The sequence below is a fragment of the Mesorhizobium sp. WSM3224 genome, assembly GCF_000427725.1.
In the GTDB taxonomy this organism is placed as follows: Bacteria; Pseudomonadota; Alphaproteobacteria; order Rhizobiales; family Rhizobiaceae; genus Mesorhizobium.
In genome coordinates this window covers 82,140-103,338 of the sequence record NZ_ATYO01000002.1, presented here as the reverse complement: position 1 = coordinate 103,338, position 21,199 = coordinate 82,140, and the positions used below count along the sequence as shown (strand labels likewise).

The window sequence follows — 21,199 nt, the reverse complement described above, 5'->3', positions numbered from 1 at the left end:
GAAAAGCCGTTAGGTAAAGTTTTTCCAAAGAGGCATGCCGCGCCGTTTTGGGCCGTGGCGCCGTTACGGCAATGGACGCAAACATTGCTGCGCCCGTGCTGTCGGCACAAATATCAGCAACAGGCGATACTTTGTCGTTTCTTGATATTATGCAGCCGTGAGCACGATCTCGTCGGCGGTCGCGTGGATCGAGATCGTCATATTGGCCTCGCGCGCCAGAAGCAGCGTGTAATAGGGCTGGACCGAATGGGCGTCGATCGGCTCTTCCGGCTTGTGTCCGGAATGCAGTTCGAGGAATTTCGGCGGCACACGCAGCATCGGACCGCTGGCCGACAGCGAAAAACGCGGTTCGGTTTCGAGATTTTCCAGCGTGATCACCAGCCTGCCGCCGCGCGGGATGGCCGCGTGAGCGACAAGAATGAGGTTGAGCAGCAGCTTGACCTTGTTCTTGGGTAAAAGCGCGCGGGGGCCGTTCCATACCAGTTCCGGCTTTTCGTTCTTCAAGAAGGCGATGGCCACGGCCTCGGCATCGCCGGTGTCGATCATCATGCCGGCGGAACCCGCGGCGCCGAAGGCGATGCGGGCAAACTGCAGTCGCGCCGAGGCGTTTTTGGCGCTCTGGCGAATGAGCTTCATGGCGTCTTCGTCGGCGCCGCCTTCGTCGAGCAGTTCCAGGCCGTTGTTGATTGCGCCGACCGGCGAAATGATGTCGTGGCAGACACGGCTGCAGAGCAGCGCCGCGAGATCGGGCGCGGAAAGGGTAAAGAGCTCGGCCATCGGTGAAATCCCTGCTTAAATCTCTTGTTCATGGCCGAGCGACCGTCTTCGCGCCCCCCTCCACGCGAATCACGCTCTTTTCCAAGACTTTCTGAATACACAGCGCCCGAGCGCGCATCAACAAATCCCAAATTGTCGATGGCGAAAATGGTGTGTTCACGGGGGGAAAACCCGTCTCCGGGGCGAAAGCGCAGCCTTCGAACCGCCATCTTCCTGTGAGAGCTTAATGGTTGAAAAAGGATTACGGCATAGTTTGCCCGTGATAGCCACTTTGAACGGCCGCCAAGAGCCGCAGGGGTGCGAGGCGTCGGCGAAAGTGCTCCCTGACGGAGATTGGAAGCATGTTTTCCCGATACTACGACCGGACGTTCGTCCGTGTCCTCACCATGACCATAACACTCCTGGGGGCTCTTGTCCTTTCGACCGCGGCGTCAAGGGCTCAACAGTACACCGCCCAGGAGATCGTCGATTCCGGTCATAAATTCTTCGGCGAGACGTCCGGGGGGCTGGCAACAGTCGTCGAGAAGATCTTTGCCTCCTACGGGCTGCCCAACGGCTACCTGCTGGGCGAGGAAGGTTCCGGCGCCTTGATCGGCGGCCTGACCTATGGCGAGGGGACGCTCTACACCAAGAACGCCGGCGACCATAAGGTGTTCTGGCAAGGTCCGTCGCTCGGCTGGGATTTCGGCGGCGAGGGATCGCGGGTGATGATGCTGGTCTATAACCTCGACGACATCGGCAGCCTCTATAACCGCTTCGGCGGCGTTGCCGGCTCCGCCTATGTCATTGCGGGCGTCGGCTTCAACGTGTTGCAGAGCAACCGCGTGCTGATCGTGCCGATCCGTACCGGCGTCGGCGCCCGTCTCGGCGTCAATCTCGGCTATCTGAAGCTCACCGAGAGACCGACCTGGAACCCGTTCTGATCGGGTTCTGCCCGTTGCAATCGCTCGGACAGTGCTGATCGCGCCGCGGCAAGCTCTTGCCGCGGCGTTGAATTTCCGCCATGCCAAGATGACACAATCCAGCGATTGCCGCTCCGTAAAGTGGATAGCACGCCTTGGTCCAGTCGGTTCTGTTCTTCGTCCTCGGTTTCCTTTGCGCCGTTTTTCTGGTGTCGCTGATCGCGCCGGCGGTCTGGCGGCGGGCCGTTGTCCTGACACGCAGGCGCCTCGAGGCCTCGCTGCCGCTGACGTCCGCCGAGATCCTGGCAGACAAGGACCGGGTACGGGCGGAATATGCCATGACGACGCGCCGGCTGGAGATAACCGTCAAAAACCTGCAGGAGAAGGTGGCCGAGCAGTTGGTCGAGATCGGTCGCGGGCACGAGGCCTTGAAGGGGCTCGCGGTCGAAAAGAAAGACAAGAACCAGGCGCTCTCCGATCTGCAGGCCAAAAATGCGGAGCTCAGGCAGCGCGAGGAGGATTTGCACCGCCTGTCGGAAAAGCATGCGCAGACGGAGCGGGCGTTGGAGAAGCGCGCGCTGGAGTTGCAGAAGCTCGAGCAGATGTATGACGACGCCAGCTTCTCGTCCTCGAACCGCCAGATCGAGCTGGTTGCCCGCGAATCGGAGCTGGAAAAACTCGCCAGCGACATCGCGACGCTGCGCAGTCAGCGCAAGGAGGCGGACAGGCGAAACCAGGAGATCGCTTCGGAGAGCAGGGCCGCGCGCGAAGCGTTGAAGGCCGAGAAGAGGAAAACGGCCGAGCTCGAGAAGAAGGTCGAGCGGCTGCTTGCCACGCTCGCCGACCGCGAGGAAAAGCTCGACCGGCGCGAGAAGGACCTCGCTCGAATGCGCGACCGTTCGAAGGAGACCGCCGCCGCGAACGGCGTTGCGCGGCTGGCTGCCGGCGCCGATGCGAAAGGTGACGATGTCGACAGGGCAATCGCCAGGCTCGAGGGCGATCGGGAACGGCTGGAGGCAAGGCTGACGGCGCTGTCGCGCGAGAACAAGCAGCTGAAAACCGACCTTGCCGCCTCGGGGACGGCAATGTCCGAACCGGCAGGCGACGCGCCCCCCGGCGCCGGCCTTCGCGAGCAAATGAACGAACTGGCGGCCGAGGTCGTCAATCTGACGATGAAACTCGACGGGCCGGATTCGCCTATCGCCAAGGCCCTGGCGGGCGACGGGCAGAAAAATGGGGGCGGCATCAGCCTTGCCGACCGGGTAAGAGCGCTGCAGAAGGCCGGCTCGGCCAACTGAGGTGTGTTGATATTCAGGTGAGGCCGGCCTGCAAATGCCGGGTTCCTGCGCTTCCGGTGCTCACGTACATTAAGTACGCTCCGCTCCGGCCTTCGCCGGCCGAAGCCTTCATAAGTGTTTCCGCCCGACGAAGGCTACGGCCGGCGTAGGCCGGTTCTTGGAATCCGCCATTTTCGACTCGGCCTGACCTGAATCTCAACACACCTCAAAGCGTCGCAGCTGTTCGGCTCCAGGTCGGGACCACTACCGCTTCGAAAAGTGATGCAGGGCGATAGCCGACGCGGCGGCGACGTTCAGGCTGTCGAAGCCCTCCGCCATGCCGATCCTCACCGTGTGCAGCCTGGCGAGCAGATCCGGCGGCAGGCCTTCGCCTTCGGTGCCGAGATAGAGCGCCAGCCTGGCCGAACGTTCCGCGGCACGGATATCGACGGTTCCGCGCGGCGAGAGGGCGAACTGGCTGAAGCCGAGCCGGTCGAGCGCCGCGATGAAGGTTGCGCTATCGCCGAAGGACGCGAAGGGAACTTTCAGCGCCGCGCCGACCGAAACGCGGATTGCCTTGCGGTAGAGCGGGTCGCAGCAGGTCCGGTCGAGCAACACCGCGTCCGCGCCGAAGGCCGCGGCATTGCGGAAGATCGCCCCCATATTGTCGTGATTGGATATGCCGACCAGGACGACGGCCAAGGCGCGCCGGGGCAAGGTTTCCACCAGAACCTCGGCAGGTGCCGGATCGCCACGCACGCCGATCGCCAGGATGCCGCGATGCATGTGGAAGCCGGCGATCCGGTCCGTGACCTCGCCGCCGGCGACATAGACCGGAAAATCCGCGGGAGCCTTGCGCAAGACCGCCTGCAGGCCGGCCAGCCGGCTTTCGAGGACAAGGGCCGACTCGGCGGCGAAGCGCCCGGTCGACAGCAAGAGGTCCAGCACCACCTTGCCTTCGGCGACGAAGCGGCCGTGCCGGCCGACGAGGTCGCGCTCGCGGATGTCGAGATAGGCGGCGACGCGCGGGTCCCGGGGATCGTCGATAGGGATGAGGTTCACACATGCCTCGCCGAGGGTTTGTCAGCGAGGTAATGAGCGACTGGAGCCGCGGGTCAAGCCCCGGCGCGGCGCAATCGATAGGCCATCTGGGAAAGGTCGCCGTCGCCGAAAATGCCTTCCAGCATGCGCAGCAATTCGCGAACCGCCTCGGATTTACAGGAATAGTAAATCATCTGGCGGTCGCGCCGGGTCTCGACGAGATCGAGCGCCCTCAGCTTGGCGAGATGCTGCGACAGCGCGGACTGGCTGAGTTGCACCTTCTCGGCGATGGCGCCGACCGACATTTCGCCGTCGATCAGATGGGCCACGATCAGCAAGCGCTTTTCGTTGCCCATAAGAGTGAGAAAGGCGGCAGCCGATTCCGCATTGGCGATTAGCTTATTTGAGATCATCGATCCCCCAAGGGTCCTGGCTCATCCTGACGCCAGGGGGCAATGGCGCCTGATTCCACAATGTTCAGATGTCGATAGGCGCTGCTGAATCAGCGTCATTACAAGGTAGATCATTTCGTTTAAATCTCAAGCGTTGCTTTCCCCGGTGCGCGATCAACTATCGCTCTTGCTCTGCCGCGCGTCCCGTCTTGGCCATCTCGACCAGCACGGAGCGCAATTCGTGGGCCGTTCGCAGAGGTTGGGGAAAAAAAATCCTGCAGGTCGCATCCGAAGTGGCGAGATCCATGCCGTCGGCGTCGAAGCCGGTGGCGATCCACCCTTCGCCTTCGGCGCGGCCGAAATGACGGGCATAAAGGGCAATCGCGTCGCGATGATCGGCATTCATATGGTCGAGCGCGGACTGTTCGCTGCCGGCGAACTCTTCGACAATGGGACCGCCGGTGATGAAATCATCGCGGTCGAGAAGATAGGCCTTGCCGAAGCCGCCATTCAGCCTGGCGCGCTCAGGCTCGAGCCGGAAGAACGAGAAGTCGCCGAGCCCGGCATAGAGCTTTGCTTTCGGATTGCGGTTGAGGTAGCGCCGTTCGGCTCGGATTTGATCGGCCGATCCCTGTTCCAGCCGCCGTGCCCGGCATGCCAGGCCGATGCGCGGATACGCAAGCGGATCACCCTTGCCGGGTTCACCAAGCAGCAGCGAGCAGCGCGGATCGGCGATTAGAGCACCGGTATGCGCGGACAGCATCGAGATCAGGATCAGCGGCGCGCCGTCGATGTCGGTGGCGACGCCAACCCTGCTTGCCAGCGGTGCGCCGGTGCCGGGCTCGATCACAGCGAGCGCGCCGAAACGCGCTGAGCGGATCAAGGTTTTCGCCAGCCTGATCGCCTCGGCGTCGGTGTCGCGAATGACATCTTTTTTCGGCTCGGTCACAAGCTCACCCGGGATAAGTTGATTTCCATTGTCCGGTTATCGGCCGAGTATACCCGCCTTTGCAAGGGCCTCGATTTCCTGTTCGTTCAAGCCGAAGCGGGCCAATATGCCTGCGGGCTCGCGATCGGCGGCGGTAGGCACCGCGGCAAGCGCTTGTAAGCCTTGCGAGAAACGCGGCGCCGGCGCCGGACGCTCTAGCCGGCCGGACTTCACAAAGGACTGCCTGGCGCGATTGTGCGGGTGGTGCCTGGCTTCGACCAGGGACAGCACGGGCGCCACGCAGGCATCGGTCGGGGCGAAAAGCTCGGCCCATTCGTCGCGCGTTTTCTCCCTGACCCGGCCGGCAATGGCGGCGCGCATCGCGGGCCATAGCGACTTGTCGTATTGGCCGCCGACAAAATGCCCGTCGAGCGGCAGCAGCCTGGCGAATTCGGCGAAGAAGCGCGGCTCGAGGCAGCCGACTGCAATGTGCCTTGCGTCCGCCGTCCCATAGGTGTCGTAGAACGGCGCGCCGGAATCGAGCAGGTTCTCGCCGCGCCTGTCGCTCCAGAGACCCGCCGCCAGGTAGGCGTGGATCGGCGCCGCGAGCATCGAGGCGCCCTCGATCATCGAGGCATCGATGACCTGGCCCTTCCCCGTCAGCGAACGCTGGAAAAGCGCGGCGAGCGCGCCGGCGACCAGCGTCATAGCGCCGCCGCCTTGATCCGCGACGAGGTTGAGCGGCGGCACCGGCGGCGCCTCCCGCCTGCCGATCGCGTGCAGCAGCCCGGCATAGGCGAGATAGGTGATGTCATGCCCGGCTCGGCCGGACAGCGGCCCATCCTGGCCGAAGCCGGTCAAGCGGCCATAGATCAGCGCCGGATTGTGTTGGAACAGGTCGTCAGGCCCGAGGCCAAGCCGCTCCATCACGCCGGGACGGAAGCCTTCGACAAGCAGGTCGGCGCGTGCCGCCAAGCGCAGCAACAGTTCCACGCCCGCCGGACGCTTCAGGTCGAGCTTGAGGATGGAACGGCCGTGGCGGTCGAGATCGTATTCTTCCGGCAGGCTTAAAAGCGGCTGGCCGGCGTCGGCGCGTTCGATGCGTAGCACCTCGGCACCCATCTCGGACAGTATCAAGGCGGCAAGCGGCAGCGGACCGAGCCCGGCCAGCTCGATCACTTTCAAGCCGGCGAGCGGGCCGGTCTTTTCGCTGGGAACACCGGCGCCTGTCGGCGAGCCAGTCATCCCGCTTATTTCGGCGCCATGCGGATGGCGCCGTCGAGCCGGATGGTCTCGCCGTTGAGCATCTGGTTCTCGACGATGTGGAGGGCAAGGGCCGCATATTCAGACGGCTCGCCGAGCCGGGGCGGGAAGGGCACGGAAGCACCGAGCGAATCCTGAACCTCCTGCGGCATGCCGGCCATCATCGGCGTCTTGAAGATGCCGGGCGCGATGGTGCAGACGCGAATGCCAGAGCGGGCGAGGTCGCGCGCCACCGGCAACGTCATGGCGACAACGCCGCCCTTGGAAGCCGCATAGGCGGCCTGGCCGATCTGGCCGTCATAGGCGGCAACCGAAGCGGTGTTGACGATGACGCCGCGCTCGCCGCCGCTCAATGGATCGAGCCTGGCAGCCCGGTCGGCGACGAGGCGGATCATGTTGAACGTGCCGATCAGGTTGATCTCGATCACCTTGCGGTACTGGTCGAGCGGATGGGGTCCGTCCTTGCCGATCGTCTTCACGCCGATGGCGATGCCGGCGCAATTGACCAGAATGCGCGGTTCACCGAGCTTTTCAGCCACCTCGGCGATTGCGGCCGTGGCGCTGTCGCCGCTGCCGACGTCGCATTGCACGGCAATGCCGCCGATGTCGGTCGCGACTTTCGCCGCGCGCTCGATGCCGACGTCGAGGATCGCGACACGGGCACCCTTGGCCGCAAGCGCGCGCGCCGTCGCCTCGCCAAGGCCCGATCCGCCGCCGGTGACGATCGCGATCTGGCCGTTCGGGTTCATGCAAGCCTCCCAGGATTTCGGGTTATGCTACGAAGCCTGCAAAGGAGGCACAATCGCAATGCTAGGGTCCATCGACGGTTGCGCATTGGCAGCCGAGCGCGCCAAAGCCGGGACGAATTCCGCAATCCTTGTCGTGTCGGCGTGACAGACATCGCCGGCAAAGCGGGCGACGGCGCCCGGCTTGATTTCATGGTGCAGCAGCCGGTCGAGATCGACCGGGCGCGGCAGGGTTATCTGCCCGCGCGGAAAGCGCTTGAAGCCGAGCGGTCCGTAATATGGCTCGTCACCGACCAGAATGACGGCAGGCGCGCCGGCCTTCCTCGCCGCTTCCAGCGCAATCGCGACCAGCTTGCGGCCGATGCCGAGATTCTTGAAGGAAGGGCGCACCGCAAGCGGGCCGAGCATCATGGCGCGTCCGGCGCCCGCCGCCACGCGCGTCATGCGCACGGAAGCGATCACCGCGTCGTCCTTGACGGCGACAAACGACATCGAGCGGTCATGCCCTCCCGATTCGCGGATCTTGTAGGCGGCAAGCACGAAACGACCGGGGCCGAAGGCCTCGTCGTTGATGGCTTCGATTTCAGCATCATGCGCCGGGGTTTCCGGCAGGTATTTCACGTCGGCAAGGCTCATGGTCTTTGCGTTCCGGTATGCGAGGAAGGTTGCTGCAAAGCGGCAGCGTTCGCCAGTCAGCGCTTGCTAAGCGCGGGCGCCCTGTCGTCGTCGGTCAAACCGGATCGAGGCAAAGTCGAACATGGGCGCCTCCGCTAGCACCAATTTTGCGCCGCTGCAATCGGCGCTTTTCGCCTTTCTTTCATGTCGTTTGACGAACTGGTTCGTCGTTGACGAACTGTTCAGCGCCTGAGGGGGTTCGCCAGCCCGGCCGTCAGCCTAGATAATGCAAGCCACAGGGAGATTTTCACATGGGATTGCTTGTCGAAGGCAAATGGCAGGATCGCTCGCCCAATACCGACAGCGGCGGGCGGTTCGTGCGGACGGAGTCGCAATGGCGCGACTGGATCACGCGCGACGGTAGGCCGGCAGAAGGCCGCACACGCGGTTTCAAGGCGGAACCCGGCCGCTATCATCTCTATGTCTCGCTCGCCTGCCCATGGGCACACCGCACACTGATCTTCCGCGCCCTGAAGAAGCTCGACGGCATCATCTCGGTGTCGGTTGTGCACCACTTCTTGGGCGAAAACGGCTGGACCTTCAAAGCCGAGGACGGCGCCACAGGGGACACGCTCTACGGCCTCGATTTCCTGCACCAGATCTATGCCAAGGCCGATCCGGCCTATTCAGGCCGCGTGACGGTGCCGGTGCTGTGGGACAAGCAGGAAAAGACGATCGTCAACAACGAATCCTCCGAGATCATCCGGATGCTCAATTCCGCCTTCGACGAGTGGGGCGATGCGGGCCTCGACTTCTATCCGGCGGCGCTGCGCGCTGAGATCGACAAGATCAATGCGCTGGTCTATCCGGCGATCAACAACGGCGTCTATCGTGCCGGCTTCGCCACCACGCAGAAAGCCTATGAGGAAGCGTTCAGCGCGTTGTTTTCGGCGCTCGACGAGATCGAGGAGCGGCTGTCGAGACAGCGCTATCTGGCGGGCGATCGCATCACAGAGGCGGATTGGCGGCTGTTCACCACGCTGGTTCGTTTCGATCCGGTCTATGTCGGACACTTCAAATGCAATCTGCGCCGCATCGCCGACTATGCGAACCTGTCGAACTATCTGCGCGACCTCTATCAGGTGCCCGGCGTGTCGGGCACTGTCAACCTGCAGCACATCAAGGCGCATTATTACGGCAGCCACAGATCGATCAATCCGACGAGAATCGTTCCGCTGGGGCCGGAGCTTGATTACGCCGCGCCGCATGACCGGGGCAGGTTCAGAAAGGCGGCGTGACTACCAGTAAGCCGAAGGCCGCTCGCGGCCGAAAATCTCAGCTAACCGTCGCCTCGTCGCCGGCGTCGTATCTTCCGGCAAGCGTTCAAGCGGGAAAAATCCCGCCTCGGCGATCTCATGATCCGGCAGTTTCGGCGCCTTCTGGCTGAAGGCCTCGATCAGATATAAGCCGACATGGTCGCGGCGACTGGAGTGGCGGTTGAAATGCATCGACTTGAACGCCGGGGGAGCGGTCAGGGCGATGTTGCCTTCCTCGGCGAGCTCGCGCGCCAACGCCTCTTCCAGCGTCTCGCCCGCTTCGACACCGCCACCCGGCAATTGCCATCCCGGAACATAGGTGTGGCGGATCAGGAAAACCGAATTGGAGGCACGGTCATAAACCAGCCCGCGCACGCCAAGCGTCATCGGCCGGCGCAGCAGGAAATAGAAATGGAACAGCCTTGCCCGCAGCCCCGGCCAGCCGGTCTGGCGGAATACCTCGTCCGGATCGGTTCGGCCATTCATCCAACGATCCCCAGGCGAACAGCAAACGGTGAGTGGAAAGCCTCGTCGGCGTCGCTTAAGAAAGGACCATGTTCAGGCTCGCGCATATTTCCGATGCTCATCTGGGACCGCTGCCCGATGTAACCTATCGCGACCTCGCGTCCAAGCGCGTGCTGGGCTATGTCAACTGGCAGCGCAACCGCCGCCGCCATATGCATGACGCGGTGATCGACACTCTCGTCGCCGACATCAAGGCCGGTGCGCCCGACCACCTCGCCGTCACCGGCGACCTCGTCAACCTGGCGCTCGACGGCGAGATCGAGATGGCGAAGCACTGGCTGGAGACGCTTGGATCGCCGCACGACGTTTCCGTGGTTCCCGGCAACCACGACGCCTATGTGCCGGGCGCCTTCGACAAGGTCTGCCGGGCGTGGGCTCCCTGGATGACGGGCGACGGGGTCAACAGTCCGGTCGACCGCAATTCCTTTCCGTATCTGCGCGTGCGCGGCAACGTCGCGCTGATCGGCATCACCACGGCGCGCGCCACCGCGCCCTTCATGGCAAACGGCTTCTTCATGGAGGGGCAGGCCGAGCGGCTCGGCCAGATTCTCGACGATACGTCGAAACAAGGGCTGTTTCGGGCCATCATGATCCACCACCCGCCGGTGCGCGGCGCGGTCCCGCAGCACAAGCGGCTGTTCGGCATTGCCCGTTTCCATAAGATCATTCGCCAGCATGGCGCGGAACTCGTCCTGCACGGCCACTCTCACCTGCCGTCCTTGTTCACCATCGGTCCACGTGGCGCCAAGGTGCCGGTGGTCGGGGTTGCCGCCGCTGGCCAGGCGCCCGGCGGCAAGCACCCGGCGGCGCAGTACAACATGTTCGAAATCGATGGCGAAAAGGGTAGCTGGCGTCTTCGCCTGATACGCCGCGGCCTGACCGGCCCGGCCATCCCGCCTTCGGACCTTCAAACCATGGACCTCGACGTGCCGGCCGGCGCCGCGCGCCGGATAGGGCAGCTCGCAGTTTAATGCATGTCGCCCAAAAGTGCGCAGCGTTTAGACGCGACGCGCTTTAATAGAAACGGCGGACTGACCCGTCTCTTTGTTTTTGATTGCGGACGCAGGGCTACGGCGAAGGCGCCGAGCCCAACCGTTCCGCGCTTCTCCCGGAATTTGCCCAGGTCAGAAGCTGATCTTCATCTGCATGATGCGGTCCCAGAACAACGCCAGCGAAACCGCCAGGCCGACAAGGGCGCCAGCGGCGATGAGGCCGAGGCCGGCGAAGAAGGTCGTCCAGCCGTTGCGACGGGTCTCGGATCGAATAGGCGGCTCCGCTTCCTGGACCACGGGACGATGCAGGCCGTGAACAGCGCTCTCCATGCCGCCCTCTATCACATGCTGCCGCTCGACGACACGCTCCGCCACGTAGCGCGTCACCGCATCGGCGACGGTTTTCATATCGGTCGATTCGGCCAGCACCACGCGACCGACGCGGGTATCCTTGAGAAAGCGGTAGGTGCGGCGGTCGCGTCCCATGGCGACGTGGCTCACCGCATCGATCCATAGCCGCGGCTGCAGGCCCGACGAGACGGCGAAGTCGAAGCTGTCCATTTCGGCCGGAACATCGGCAAAGACCGGGGCAAGCTCGGCTGCCAAGAGATCGAGCCGCATGCGGTGCGCCTCGCGCATGTCGACGACCACGTCATCGCGGTCGGCGAAGGCGTTCTTGACGTCGCGTATGGCGTCCGAAAGCTTTCGCGACGGCTCGCTCGGGGTGATTTTGTCGCCTGCGTCCATCATGGCGGCAGCCTCGCTGTTGGTTAACAGCGAGTTAACACAGTCGCCGGCAAAATGCACTGCCGACGACAAGCCGCACGACTGCTTCGATCCAGCCGGAGACCCGTCGCGGATATTTTCGAGCTGGTCCGGAGCCAGCAGGAAATCGCTTTGCAATCAGCTCGCCGCGGCACCCAGCGCCGGACGCAACCGTCTGGCGCGCCGTCGCGTGTTGCGGCGCACGATCTCGGCAACCAGGTCCGGAGCCTCTTCGACCAGCATGTGACCCGCGTCAAGCACATGGTGCAGATGGAAGTGCGACGGCAGGGCCTCGGTCTGCTCGACAGGCAGGAGCGGATCCTCCGCTCCCCAAACAACCATCACCGGCATGTCGAGCGTATCCAGTTGCGCGCCGGGGATGACCCCTTGCCGGCCATCCCTGGTCATCGCTGCGGCCATATCGATCAGGGTCTGCAACTGGCCAGGCCGTCTGCGCATCCGGCAGAGCGCGTCCACGACGTGGTCGGGCGGCACGCTCCGCGGGCCCAACATGGCTGCGAGGCTGGCGCGGACCTGTTTCCTGCCGGCTGCGGCAGCATAGCGGCGCAGCAAGGTTGCGTTGATTTCCGGGCCGAAGCCGCCGGGCGCCAACAAAGTGAGCGAGGCCACTCTGCCGGGCTCGGCAAGCGCCATCAGCGTGGCGATCGCTCCGCCCATGGAGTGACCGACGAGATGGATTTTGCCCGACTGGCGGGCGGCGAGATCGGCGAGGATGGCTCGTGCGGCCGGCTTGGCGCCGCCCATGCCTTCGCATTCCAGTGAATGACCATGGCCCGGCAGATCATAGACCAATAGCCTCGCCTCCGCGGCCAGCGACGCCATAACGTCGCGCCAGATCTCACTGCAAGCTCCGAAGCCGTGCAGCAAGATGATCGTCTTCGGACCAGCGCCGCCTTCGGCGGCATAGGGGAATGGAGGCATGAAAATGGAACGCTGAGCAAGGCAGGCAGCTATTTGAAATTATGGCTGAATTGCTCCCGATCGAGACCGATGGCCAGTAAAATTTTCGCGACCGAAGCGATTCGTACGATATAATACATTAGCATATCATAATATTTTCAGAATTCCGGGTGGCCCACACGGACGGAAGTGTGCCAAAGCGCGCCGCGCTGGAACGGATTCAGGTGACGCGCTTTAAGTGTTTGTTTTGATGCATGTCGTTGTTCCAGAACCGCTGCGCACTTCTGGGCGACATGCATTAGCTCGGGTTGCCGATCCCTGCGGCACGCAAGGATTGCACCAGCCGATCGGTGAGATCCGCAGGGTATTTGCGGTCGGCGAATGTCGCGCGCGGGTCGGCGGCGAAATTCGGGAATTCGGCGGTGAGTTCGTTGGCAAGCTCGTTTGCCAGCTTGTCACGGCCCGAAATCCTGGCGCCGATCAGGCGCGCGGCCAGATAATGCGGCTTGGATGCCGTTGTGCGCAGCGACTCGCTGGCGGTAGCGGCCTTCTTCAAGTCGCCTTGCATGAAGGCTCCGACGAACAGGCCATAATCCCACCATGTCGGGTGGCCGCTGAAGGCTTCGACCGCGCGGCCCAGGATCGGCGTTCCCTCATCATACTTGCCGGCGAAGATCAGTCCGTAGCCATAGGCTGCGGCCATGCCGAGGTCGTATGGGTTGAGTTCGTAGGCCTTGCGCATCCATCGGGTCGCTTCGTCCGTATTGCCCAGGCGGCTGTTGAAAAAGCCGTAGGCGCGGTGCGCGTGCGGGCTCATCGGTCCCATTTGAATGGCGCGATGGCCGAATGCCATGGCCTGCTCGATGCTGGCGCCGGGCGGGTAGGCGTAGTGGTTCGTCGCCGCTTCCAGATGCAGGGAGGCGAGCTCGGAATAGACCAGGGACGACTTGGTGTTCTCGCCGACCAGCTTTTCCAGGCAACGATAGGCGGCCTCGTGCGTCTTGGCGCTCTGGTCGAGATAGTACCGATCGCTGAGCACCAGGCATCCGATCTGGCTCGTCCGGACCCCGCTTTGATCGATATAGCTGTAGATCGCGCCGGACGCCGGAACGGTCGAGGTCAGCAGGCTGGCGATGCTGCTTTCGACAGCCGAAGGCGCGGTGTCGGTGGAGGTAAGGTTGCGCGACAACAGAACCCGGCCCGTCGCAACGCTCTGCAATTCGACCGTGACGTCACCGGCGGCGGGCCCTGGAACAACATCGAAGACGAAACTGATCGGATCGGCGGACTGGTCGCGCGTTGAATCCGCATCGCGCCCGATGAAATCGATGGTGTCGAAACCGGCAAGGCCGGCGCGCAGCGACGATGCGACGCGAGCCGCCTCCGCCCCGTCGGCTTTCACGGCAATGTAGATCAGCGGCAAGGAGTCGAATATCGGCTGGGCGGCGCCGCCTATAGCCGCCGTTTCGACCGTCGCGGCCGCGTCGCCGCCAAGGAAGGCATTGCTCTGACGAACGATGAGCACGCCGAGCATGACAATGACCAGAGCCATGGCAGCCCAGAAGAATCGCAGTTGCCGCGTGAGCGACTGTGCCGGTGCCGCCGGCGCCATGAGCGCCACGGGCTCGCCCGGCGCGGGGCTATCGAAATATTCGGTTGCGGCAGGAGCGGCTTCGGCCGATGCGTCGGGCCGCTGCGCGATGTTGCCGGTAGTGGACCTGGCGTCGCGAGGCAGCCGGATTGCGTTCAGCTCGTAGGAAGGGACATAGCCGCCGCGCGGAATCGCGATGCGCACCGGCTCGGCGACACCTTCATTAGCGAAATACTGCTCCAGGAGTTCGCGCAGGCGACCGGCCTGGACCCTGACCACGGCGTCGGTGGAGGCGTCGAAATCGCCGTCCTTGCCGAAGACGTCCATGGCGATGGAAACACCCTTCAGCCTGTCGGCCTCGCCGGCCTGCTCGCGTTCGACCAGATAGCGTAAAAGCCTGCGGGCACGCTCGGAGCGTCCGAACGTTTCGCTGGCAAGCAGTCGCTCCAATGTCTCGCGCACTGCGGGGGCGGCAGGCGGGGCATGCTCCAAGTGTCGAACCTTTCGAAGTCGGCACAGGTTAGGGAGCGATCATATAGCGCTCGCGCCGGCGCACAAGGATGCTTCTATTATGCGATCGCGTAAGCCCACCGGAAATTCCCATGCCGGTTAACGAATGGCAGGCTTTCGCGCCCGTCTTTGAAGCGCGTGCGCCACGCTCCATCGCTGGATCAGATCGGGCGGCCTAAAAGCGCGTCGCGTCGAAACGGATTCAGGCGACGCGCTTTTAAGTCTTTGTTTTGATGCATGTCGTTCTCCCAAAACCGCTGCGCACTTTTGGGCGACATGCATTAAAGCGGTTTGCCGTTTCGCGGAAACGGCAAACCGCTCTATCTCTTTGTCTTGTCGCAATTCCGGACGGAGGTTACGGCGAAGTCGCCAAGCCTGACGTTTCACGCTTTCCAGGAATTGCTCTAGCGGCCGATGATCCGGTTGGCGGCCGAAACAACGGCCTCCAGCGAGGCGGCGACGATGTTTGTGTTGATGCCGGCGCCGAACAGCTTGCCGCCCGGATACTCCATCTCGACATAGGAGATCGCCGAGGCATTGGAGCCGCGCTGCAGGGAATGCTCGGAATAGTCGAGCACCGACATGTCGACACCGACATGACGCGAGAGCGCGTCGACAAAGCCGTCGATCGGGCCGGTGCCGGAGCCGGTGATCGTCATTTCCTTGCCATTGTCGATGATGTCAGCCTCGACCATGCGGCGGCCCTTCACCTCGGTGTCGGGATAGGTGCGGTGATCGAGGAATTTCAGCCGCGCGCCGGGTTGGTCGACATAGGTTTCGAGGAAGCGCTCATGGATGCGCTTGACCGGCACTTCCTTGCCTTCCGCATCGGTGATCGCCTGGATCGCCTGGCTGAACTCGATTTGCAGATTGCGCGGCAGGTTGAGGCCGTAGTCGGCATGCAGCACATAGGCGATGCCGCCTTTGCCGGATTGCGAGTTGATGCGGATGATCGCCTCGTAGGTGCGGCCGACATCCGCCGGATCGATCGGCAGATAAGGCACTTCCCAGATCGGCGTGTTGGCCTTCTTCAGCGCCTTCATGCCTTTGTTGATGGCATCCTGATGCGAGCCGGAGAAGGCGGTGTAAACCAATTCGCCTACGTAAGGATGTCGCTCCGGGATCTTCAGCTGGTTCGAATATTCGTAGACATCCTTCATCCGGTTGATGTCCGAGCAGTCGAGCTCCGGATCGACGCCTTGGGTGAACATGTTGAGCGCCAGCGTGACGATGTCGACATTGCCGGTGCGCTCGCCATTGCCGAACAGCGTGCCTTCGACGCGGTCGGCGCCAGCCATCAGGCCGAGCTCGGTGGTGGCGATGCCGGTGCCGCGGTCGTTATGCGGATGCAGCGAGACGATCAGGTTTTCACGGTTGTCGAGGTTGCGGCACATCCATTCGATGCGGTCGGCATAGATGTTCGGCGTCGACATCTCGACCGTCGAGGGCAGGTTGATGATCAGCTTGTTGTCGGGGGTCGGCTTGACGATCTCGGTGACGGCGTTGCAGATTTCCAGCGCGACCTCAAGCTCGGTGCCGGTGAAGCTCTCCGGCGAATATTCGAAGCGGAAGCCTCCGCCGGCTCTGGCGGCCATGTCTGTGATCATCTTGGCGGCGTCGGTGGCGATGCGCTTGATCCCGGCTACGTCCTTTTCGAAGACGACGCGGCGCTGCAGCTCGCTGGTCGAATTGTAGAAATGCACGATCGGGCGGCTCGCGCCCTTCAGCGCCTCGAAGGTCCGCGTGATCAGTTCCGGCCGGCACTGGACCAGCACTTGGAGCGATACATCCTGCGGCACGCCGCCTTCCTCGATGCACCAGCGGGCAAAGTCGAAATCCGTCTGCGAGGCCGAGGGGAAGCCGATCTCGATTTCCTTGAAGCCCATGTCGATGAGCAGCGCGAACATGCGCGCCTTGCGTTCATGGCCCATCGGGTCGATCAGCGCCTGGTTGCCGTCGCGCAGGTCGACCGAGCACCAGATCGGCGCCTTGTCGATAATTTTGTTCGGCCAGGTACGGTCGGTCAGACCGACGGTCGGGTAGGATTGATATTTACGTGCCGCATCCGGCATGTGGCCGGCCGCGCGCTTCCGGCTTTCAGCCTCGCCGGTGCGGATTTCTTCTCGTGCGTTCATCGTCATTTCTCCCGGCGGCCCGCATGCCCGCTTCAGGCGGATGGGTGGCGAGCGTCGCCTTTACCAAAATTCGTTCGCTTGATGTGACTTTGCCAAAGTCTGGCCAAGGAGCATGCGCCTTAGGCGGCGGTTTCGACCGCCGGGCGCTCCTTCAGCGAACCCGGCGATCGCCGATAAGGCCGAGAAGAAGCAGGGTCGAGGCGAGCGCGCGCGCGGTCTCGCCGGCAAAGCCGGTGCGAGGAGAAGCGACGGAGCGGACGCGCGTGGTCATGGCGGTTCTCTTACAGGAGCGGCCCGGCGGAGGCAAGCGGGACGCATGGGCGGAACGCATGGACGAACGCATTGTGTCCAATATGATCGCCGATGCGGATAGTCTTCCCCGCGCCTCGCAAATGCGCCAGACTTGACCACGAAGACTTGACTACGAAGGCTTGGCTACCGCGCGAAGCTCCGGGGAGGGGCCGTCCATGAATTTCGTGTTCTTCTCGCCGCATTTCCCGGCCAACGGCACGGATTTCTGCGACCGGCTGAAAAAGGCCGGCGCCACCGTGCTCGGCATCGGCGATGCGCCCTACGAGACCTTGAATGGCAAGCTGAAGGCGGCGCTTTCGGAATATTACCGCATCGCCGACATGGAAGATTACGATGCCGTGTTCCGGGCGATCGGGCATTTCATCCACAAATGGGGCCGCATCGACCGCTTCGAGTCGCTCAACGAGCATTGGCTGGAACTCGAGGCCAACATCCGCACCGACTTCAACATCTTCGGCACCAAGCTCGACTTCGTGAAGAACCTGAAGCGGAAAAGCCGCATGCGCGCCTTCTTCCGCAAGAGCGGCGTCGAAACCATTCCGCAACGCAAATGCTCCGACCGCGGGGGCGCCATGACCTTCATCCGCCGTGTCGGCTACCCGGTTGTGGTCAAACCGGATTCGGGTTCCGGCGCCTCCCACACCTTCAAGATCTCGAACGCCAGGGAACTCGACCAGTTCTTCAGGGACAAGCCGGAGGGCGTGACTTTCGTCATGGAGCAGTTCATCGAGGGGCTGGTGGTGACCTTCGACGGACTGGTCAATCGGGACGGCGAGGTGGTGTTGGCTGCCAGCCACCGTTACGATCAGAGCATCATGGACGCGGTCAACCGCGACCGCCATATGAGCTACACCTGCTTCCCCGAGATCACGCCTGCGGTGGAGGAGGCGGGCCGGAAAATCCTGAAAGCGTTCGACGTGCGCGAGCGCTTCTTCCACATCGAGCTGTTCGAAACCAAGGACAATCGCGTCATCGCGCTCGAGGTCAACATGCGCCCGCCGGGCGCCTGGATGACGGACGCCATCAACTACACGTTCGACATCGACGTCTATGCCGCATGGGCCGACATGGTGGTCAAGGATGCCGCCGGCGGCCCCTACAAGGGCAAGTATTTCACCGCCTATGCCAGCCGCAAGCGCCATATCGATTATTTGCACAGCCATGCGGACGTGCTAGCCGCCCATGGCGACAAGATCGTCCATCATCAGGCCATCGAAGACGTCTTCAGCCGCGCAATGGGCAATTACGCCTATCAGATGCGTTCGAAAGATCGGAAGGCGCTGCGCCAGGCGGTCGACTATATCCACGCGGAAAAGGCCTGAACCGATGGACATCTCCTATCACAAGGGTCATGCCCGCAATCTCGGACGCAATATGGAATACAAGCGCTACGGCCATGCCGGGCGCCCGGTGGTGGTGTTCCCGACCTCGCAGGGACGCTTCTACCAGTTCGAGGATTCGGGCGGGGTCGCAGCACTTGGCGAGTTCATCGACACCGGCCGTATACAGCTGTTCACGCTGGACGGCGTCGATTCGGAATCCTTCTTCGACAAGCATGCCGATGCCGCGCATCGCATCGCCCGCCACGAGGCCTATTTCCGCTATTTGCGCGAGGAGGCGCTGCCGGAGCTGCAGGCGATCGCCGCCAAGGCCAATGGCGGACGCAGCCTGAAGCCGCTGTTCTGCGGGTGTTCGATGGGCGGCTACCACTCGTCGAATTTCGTGTTCCGCTTTCCGGAACTGGCGAGCGGCGTGATCTCGCTGTCCGGCGTCTATTCGGCCCGCGACTTTTTCGGCCGAACGCTGGAGGGCAACATCTATTTCAACTCGCCGCTCGACTATCTGCCGGGCATCGTCGACCAGAAGCTGCTCGGCCGGCTCAGGGCGCTGCGGCTGATCTTCTGCTGCGGGCAGGGCGCCTGGGAAGAGCGCATGCTGGTCGAGACGCGCGAACTGGAACAGGTGCTCCGCGACAAATCCATTCCCGCCTGGGTCGACTATTGGGGCGGCGACGTCAGCCATGACTGGCCATGGTGGCACAAGCAACTGGTCTATTTCTTCGGCCGCTGGCTGGATGACGACCTGATGCACAGGCTCGACTAAGCTATGCCTATTCAGGCGATGCCGGCCTGATCTGAATCTCAACACACCTTGAGTGCACAGACCAATGACCACCCCCGATCCGATCCGCCGTTTTGTCGAAGCCACCAACGCCGGCGATACCGAGCTCTTTCTGGGCACATTCACCGACGACGCGTTCCTGAGCGACTGGGGTCGCGATTTCCATGGCCGCGACGGGGTCGCGCGGTGGAACCAGTCGGACAATATCGGCGTGCAGTCCAACCTTCGCATCGTGCGCGTCGCGGAGCGCGACGGCGTCTACCATGCCCGCGTCGCCGTGACCGGCAATGGCTTCAACGGCGAGGGCGACATGGCCTTCACGCTCGACGGCGACCGGATCGCAAGCCTGGTCATCAGCTGAGGCCGGAGGCGCCGCGCCGCTTCCCGCAGCCTCGGAAGCGACTCGCCTGACCGCTAACCTTCCTGGCAAGCCGGGAGAGGAGTGACGTCTTGTTCCGCCGCCGATCCGCGACGCAGGCCGACAAAGACGATGACGGCGGTAATCACGGTGATCGTCGCCAGCACCAAGAGCAGCCGGTCGAAAGCCGTCTCGTAAGCATGGACCAGCAAGGCAGCGCCCGCCGTGGGCAGATGCTGCGCCGTTTCGCCGACACTGCCGGTGACAAGCAACTGGGCCGCCGCGGCAGCTTCGGCAGGGGCGGCCAATCCCTGGGCGCCGAGCTGCGTGGCGGTGAAGCCCGACAGCGTCGCCATGACGATCGCCAACGCCACGCCCTCGCTGGCGACGCGGGTGGTGTTGAAGATGCCTACTGCCATGCCGGCGCGCTCCTTCGGCACGACGCTGACGGCAAGTCCGTCCATCAGTCCCCAAGGCAAGGCGATGCCGATACCGATCAGGATCAGCGGGGCCACCAGCGCGCCGTCCGCCGCCGGCACGCGGCTCAGCCATACAAGGCCGGCCGCCGCGACGAGCAGGCCAACACCACAGATCGTGGCCGGAGCGATCCAGCGCGCCGCCTGGCCGGCGAGCAGCGGCAATACAAGCAGCGGTCCGGAGAGGCAGATCATCAATTGCCCCGCCTTGATCTCGCTCATTCCTTCGATGCCGATGAAACGGATCGGCAAGAGCACAAGCAGGACGACGAAGGCATAGGCGGGCGCGGCGGCCAGGAACTGCACGCCGACGAAACGCGGGAAGCGAAACAGCGTCAGGTCCAGCATCGGCCGGCGCATGCGCCGCTCGACAATGACGAAGGCGGCAAAGCCGATAACAGCCAGGCCGAGAAGCGCGATAACGAGAGGATCGGCCCAGCCGCTCTGCGGCGCCTGCAGCACGCCACAGGTCAGCGCCGCAAGCGCGATCGTGAAGGTGCCGGCTCCCGCCCAGTCGAGCCCGGTTGCATCCGGGTCGCGCGATTCGGCGACGGTGCGCAGGCCAAGCGCGGCGGCGGCAACGCCAAGCACCGCCACCAGAAGAAAGATCGCGCGCCAGCCGAATGCGTCGATGAGCAGGCCGGAGGCAACGGGGCCAAAGGCGAGGCCGATGCCGAAGCTGGTGCCGAGGAAACTGAAGGCGCGCAACCGCGATTGCCCGTCGAATTCCTGGGCAAGCGCGGAGGCGCCACCGGCGAAGGCGGCAGCGCCGCCGATGCCTTGCAGGGCTCTGAACATGTCGAACCAGACGATGCCGGGCGCCAGCGTGGAGCCCAGCGCGGCAAGGACATAGGTGGCGAGGCCAGCGAGGAAGATCCGCTTGCGGCCATGGTTGTCGGCCAGCGCTCCGGCAGCCATCAGCCCGGCGCCGAAGGTCAGCATGAAGGCATTCGTCACCCAATTGAGCTCGATCGGACTGCCGCCAAGATCGGCGGCAATGCGCGAGAGCGCCACGGCGGGACCGGTGAAGCTCAACGGCATCGTCATGGCGGCAAGGCAAACCGACAGCAGCACAAGCCATCTCCCGGCCGGGTCGGTTCTGGTCATCAAAGTCATGGATTTTCCCATCTGAAGCGGGATTTTTGGCGTGCCGCGGATGGCGGCGCCGGTTGCAACGACAAGATAGGCCGGCGACATTTCCGGCAAAATAGTATTAGATCTCCGGTCATACCGGAC

At 63.4% G+C, this 21,199-nt stretch carries 20 protein-coding genes; 7 read left to right on the top strand and 13 right to left on the bottom strand.

The window, feature by feature from the left end; genetic code table 11:
- Nucleotides 1-147: 147 nt before the first annotated feature.
- Nucleotides 148-777 (bottom strand): histidine phosphotransferase family protein, encoded by a 630-nt coding sequence (locus tag YU3_RS0104130; RefSeq protein WP_027165052.1) that lies wholly within the window; start codon nucleotides 775-777, stop codon nucleotides 148-150.
- Between the two features lie 386 nt (nucleotides 778-1,163).
- On the opposite strand from YU3_RS0104130, the gene YU3_RS0104125 reads away from it, so the two are divergent.
- A complete protein-coding gene (locus YU3_RS0104125) occupies nucleotides 1,164-1,700 on the top strand; it encodes an EipA family protein (RefSeq protein WP_245273438.1) in 537 nt (178 codons plus the stop codon).
- Nucleotides 1,701-1,834: 134 nt separating this feature from the next.
- Nucleotides 1,835-2,977: a hypothetical protein gene (locus YU3_RS0104120; protein ID WP_027165050.1), complete on the top strand. Its 1,143-nt coding sequence runs from the start codon at nucleotides 1,835-1,837 to the stop codon at nucleotides 2,975-2,977.
- 243 nt (nucleotides 2,978-3,220) lie between these two features.
- Here YU3_RS0104120 and YU3_RS0104115 read toward each other — a convergent pair whose 3' ends face one another.
- The 6 genes from YU3_RS0104115 to YU3_RS35990 all read right to left on the bottom strand — a co-directional run bounded on the left by YU3_RS0104115 (nucleotide 3,221) and on the right by YU3_RS35990 (nucleotide 7,962).
- Nucleotides 3,221-4,018 (bottom strand): RNA methyltransferase, encoded by a 798-nt coding sequence (locus YU3_RS0104115; RefSeq protein WP_027165049.1) that lies wholly within the window; start codon nucleotides 4,016-4,018, stop codon nucleotides 3,221-3,223.
- Between the two features lie 53 nt (nucleotides 4,019-4,071).
- Entirely contained in the window at nucleotides 4,072-4,410 is a 339-nt protein-coding gene (locus YU3_RS0104110; RefSeq protein WP_027165048.1) for a metalloregulator ArsR/SmtB family transcription factor, read from the bottom strand.
- Nucleotides 4,411-4,567: 157 nt separating this feature from the next.
- Entirely contained in the window at nucleotides 4,568-5,338 is a 771-nt protein-coding gene (locus YU3_RS0104105; RefSeq protein ID WP_036257867.1) for a HugZ family protein, read from the bottom strand.
- Nucleotides 5,339-5,374: 36 nt separating this feature from the next.
- Entirely contained in the window at nucleotides 5,375-6,562 is a 1,188-nt protein-coding gene (locus YU3_RS0104100; protein WP_051333845.1) for a CaiB/BaiF CoA-transferase family protein, read from the bottom strand.
- Nucleotides 6,563-6,567: 5 nt separating this feature from the next.
- Nucleotides 6,568-7,329, bottom strand: coding sequence for a 3-hydroxyacyl-CoA dehydrogenase (locus tag YU3_RS0104095; protein ID WP_027165045.1), 762 nt, complete (start codon nucleotides 7,327-7,329; stop codon nucleotides 6,568-6,570).
- Between the two features lie 27 nt (nucleotides 7,330-7,356).
- Complete coding sequence (locus YU3_RS35990) at nucleotides 7,357-7,962, bottom strand: N-acetyltransferase (protein ID WP_084507910.1); 606 nt, start codon at nucleotides 7,960-7,962, stop codon at nucleotides 7,357-7,359.
- Between the two features lie 290 nt (nucleotides 7,963-8,252).
- Here YU3_RS35990 and YU3_RS0104080 point away from each other — a divergent pair, with 290 nt between their 5' ends.
- On the top strand, nucleotides 8,253-9,239 hold the full coding sequence (locus YU3_RS0104080; RefSeq protein ID WP_027165044.1) for a glutathione S-transferase family protein: 987 nt from the start codon (nucleotides 8,253-8,255) through the stop codon (nucleotides 9,237-9,239).
- On the opposite strand, the gene YU3_RS0104075 is transcribed toward YU3_RS0104080, so the two are convergent.
- Nucleotides 9,240-9,743 carry an NUDIX domain-containing protein gene (locus YU3_RS0104075; RefSeq protein ID WP_027165043.1) on the bottom strand — a complete coding sequence of 168 codons (504 nt, stop codon included), beginning with the start codon at nucleotides 9,741-9,743 and terminating at the stop codon, nucleotides 9,240-9,242.
- 68 nt (nucleotides 9,744-9,811) lie between these two features.
- Between YU3_RS0104075 and YU3_RS0104070 the strand changes: the two genes are divergently transcribed.
- Nucleotides 9,812-10,753: a metallophosphoesterase gene (locus YU3_RS0104070; protein ID WP_027165042.1), complete on the top strand. Its 942-nt coding sequence runs from the start codon at nucleotides 9,812-9,814 to the stop codon at nucleotides 10,751-10,753.
- Nucleotides 10,754-10,906: 153 nt separating this feature from the next.
- Here YU3_RS0104070 and YU3_RS0104065 read toward each other — a convergent pair whose 3' ends face one another.
- The 4 genes from YU3_RS0104065 to leuA all read right to left on the bottom strand — a co-directional run bounded on the left by YU3_RS0104065 (nucleotide 10,907) and on the right by leuA (nucleotide 16,633).
- Nucleotides 10,907-11,524: a hypothetical protein gene (locus YU3_RS0104065; protein ID WP_027165041.1), complete on the bottom strand. Its 618-nt coding sequence runs from the start codon at nucleotides 11,522-11,524 to the stop codon at nucleotides 10,907-10,909.
- 153 nt (nucleotides 11,525-11,677) lie between these two features.
- Entirely contained in the window at nucleotides 11,678-12,481 is an 804-nt protein-coding gene (locus YU3_RS0104060) for an alpha/beta fold hydrolase (protein ID WP_027165040.1), read from the bottom strand.
- A gap of 277 nt (nucleotides 12,482-12,758) precedes the next feature.
- The gene (locus YU3_RS0104050) at nucleotides 12,759-14,543 is read right to left on the bottom strand and encodes a hypothetical protein (protein ID WP_027165039.1); all 1,785 of its coding nucleotides are present in this window, start codon (nucleotides 14,541-14,543) and stop codon (nucleotides 12,759-12,761) included.
- Nucleotides 14,544-14,965: 422 nt separating this feature from the next.
- Nucleotides 14,966-16,633: a 2-isopropylmalate synthase gene (leuA, locus tag YU3_RS0104045; protein WP_027165038.1), complete on the bottom strand. Its 1,668-nt coding sequence runs from the start codon at nucleotides 16,631-16,633 to the stop codon at nucleotides 14,966-14,968.
- A gap of 530 nt (nucleotides 16,634-17,163) precedes the next feature.
- Between leuA and YU3_RS0104030 the strand changes: the two genes are divergently transcribed.
- The 3 genes from YU3_RS0104030 (at nucleotide 17,164) to YU3_RS0104020 (ending at nucleotide 19,490) form a co-directional block, all read left to right on the top strand.
- A complete protein-coding gene (locus YU3_RS0104030) occupies nucleotides 17,164-18,330 on the top strand; it encodes an ATP-grasp domain-containing protein (protein WP_027165037.1) in 1,167 nt (388 codons plus the stop codon).
- A 4-nt stretch (nucleotides 18,331-18,334) separates the two neighbouring features.
- Nucleotides 18,335-19,111, top strand: a complete 777-nt coding sequence (locus tag YU3_RS0104025; RefSeq protein WP_027165036.1) for an alpha/beta hydrolase-fold protein — start codon at nucleotides 18,335-18,337, stop codon at nucleotides 19,109-19,111.
- Nucleotides 19,112-19,175: 64 nt separating this feature from the next.
- Entirely contained in the window at nucleotides 19,176-19,490 is a 315-nt protein-coding gene (locus YU3_RS0104020; RefSeq protein WP_027165035.1) for a nuclear transport factor 2 family protein, read from the top strand.
- A 53-nt stretch (nucleotides 19,491-19,543) separates the two neighbouring features.
- On the opposite strand, the gene YU3_RS0104015 is transcribed toward YU3_RS0104020, so the two are convergent.
- Nucleotides 19,544-21,079 carry an MFS transporter gene (locus YU3_RS0104015; protein ID WP_036257964.1) on the bottom strand — a complete coding sequence of 512 codons (1,536 nt, stop codon included), beginning with the start codon at nucleotides 21,077-21,079 and terminating at the stop codon, nucleotides 19,544-19,546.
- Nucleotides 21,080-21,199 lie beyond the last annotated feature (120 nt).

Excerpts from the sequence above, each read along its gene's own strand:
- YU3_RS0104130 (WP_027165052.1), bottom strand. The coding sequence starts at position 777 with ATGGCCGAGCTCTTTACCCTTTCCGCGCCCGATCTCGCGGCGCTGCTC.
- YU3_RS0104075 (WP_027165043.1), bottom strand. The coding sequence starts at position 9,743 with ATGAATGGCCGAACCGATCCGGACGAGGTATTCCGCCAGACCGGCTGG.
- YU3_RS0104015 (WP_036257964.1), bottom strand. The coding sequence starts at position 21,079 with ATGACTTTGATGACCAGAACCGACCCGGCCGGGAGATGGCTTGTGCTG.
- leuA (WP_027165038.1), bottom strand. The coding sequence starts at position 16,633 with ATGCCGGATGCGGCACGTAAATATCAATCCTACCCGACCGTCGGTCTG.
- YU3_RS0104100 (WP_051333845.1), bottom strand. The coding sequence starts at position 6,562 with ATGACTGGCTCGCCGACAGGCGCCGGTGTTCCCAGCGAAAAGACCGGC.
- YU3_RS0104025 (WP_027165036.1), top strand. The coding sequence starts at position 18,335 with ATGGACATCTCCTATCACAAGGGTCATGCCCGCAATCTCGGACGCAAT.
- YU3_RS0104125 (WP_245273438.1), top strand. The coding sequence starts at position 1,164 with ATGACCATAACACTCCTGGGGGCTCTTGTCCTTTCGACCGCGGCGTCA.
- YU3_RS0104060 (WP_027165040.1), bottom strand. The coding sequence starts at position 12,481 with ATGCCTCCATTCCCCTATGCCGCCGAAGGCGGCGCTGGTCCGAAGACG.
- YU3_RS35990 (WP_084507910.1), bottom strand. The coding sequence starts at position 7,962 with ATGAGCCTTGCCGACGTGAAATACCTGCCGGAAACCCCGGCGCATGAT.
- YU3_RS0104070 (WP_027165042.1), top strand. The coding sequence starts at position 9,812 with ATGTTCAGGCTCGCGCATATTTCCGATGCTCATCTGGGACCGCTGCCC.
- YU3_RS0104030 (WP_027165037.1), top strand. The coding sequence starts at position 17,164 with ATGAATTTCGTGTTCTTCTCGCCGCATTTCCCGGCCAACGGCACGGAT.
- YU3_RS0104095 (WP_027165045.1), bottom strand. The coding sequence starts at position 7,329 with ATGAACCCGAACGGCCAGATCGCGATCGTCACCGGCGGCGGATCGGGC.
- YU3_RS0104065 (WP_027165041.1), bottom strand. The coding sequence starts at position 11,524 with ATGATGGACGCAGGCGACAAAATCACCCCGAGCGAGCCGTCGCGAAAG.
- YU3_RS0104020 (WP_027165035.1), top strand. The coding sequence starts at position 19,176 with ATGACCACCCCCGATCCGATCCGCCGTTTTGTCGAAGCCACCAACGCC.
- YU3_RS0104110 (WP_027165048.1), bottom strand. The coding sequence starts at position 4,410 with ATGATCTCAAATAAGCTAATCGCCAATGCGGAATCGGCTGCCGCCTTT.
- YU3_RS0104080 (WP_027165044.1), top strand. The coding sequence starts at position 8,253 with ATGGGATTGCTTGTCGAAGGCAAATGGCAGGATCGCTCGCCCAATACC.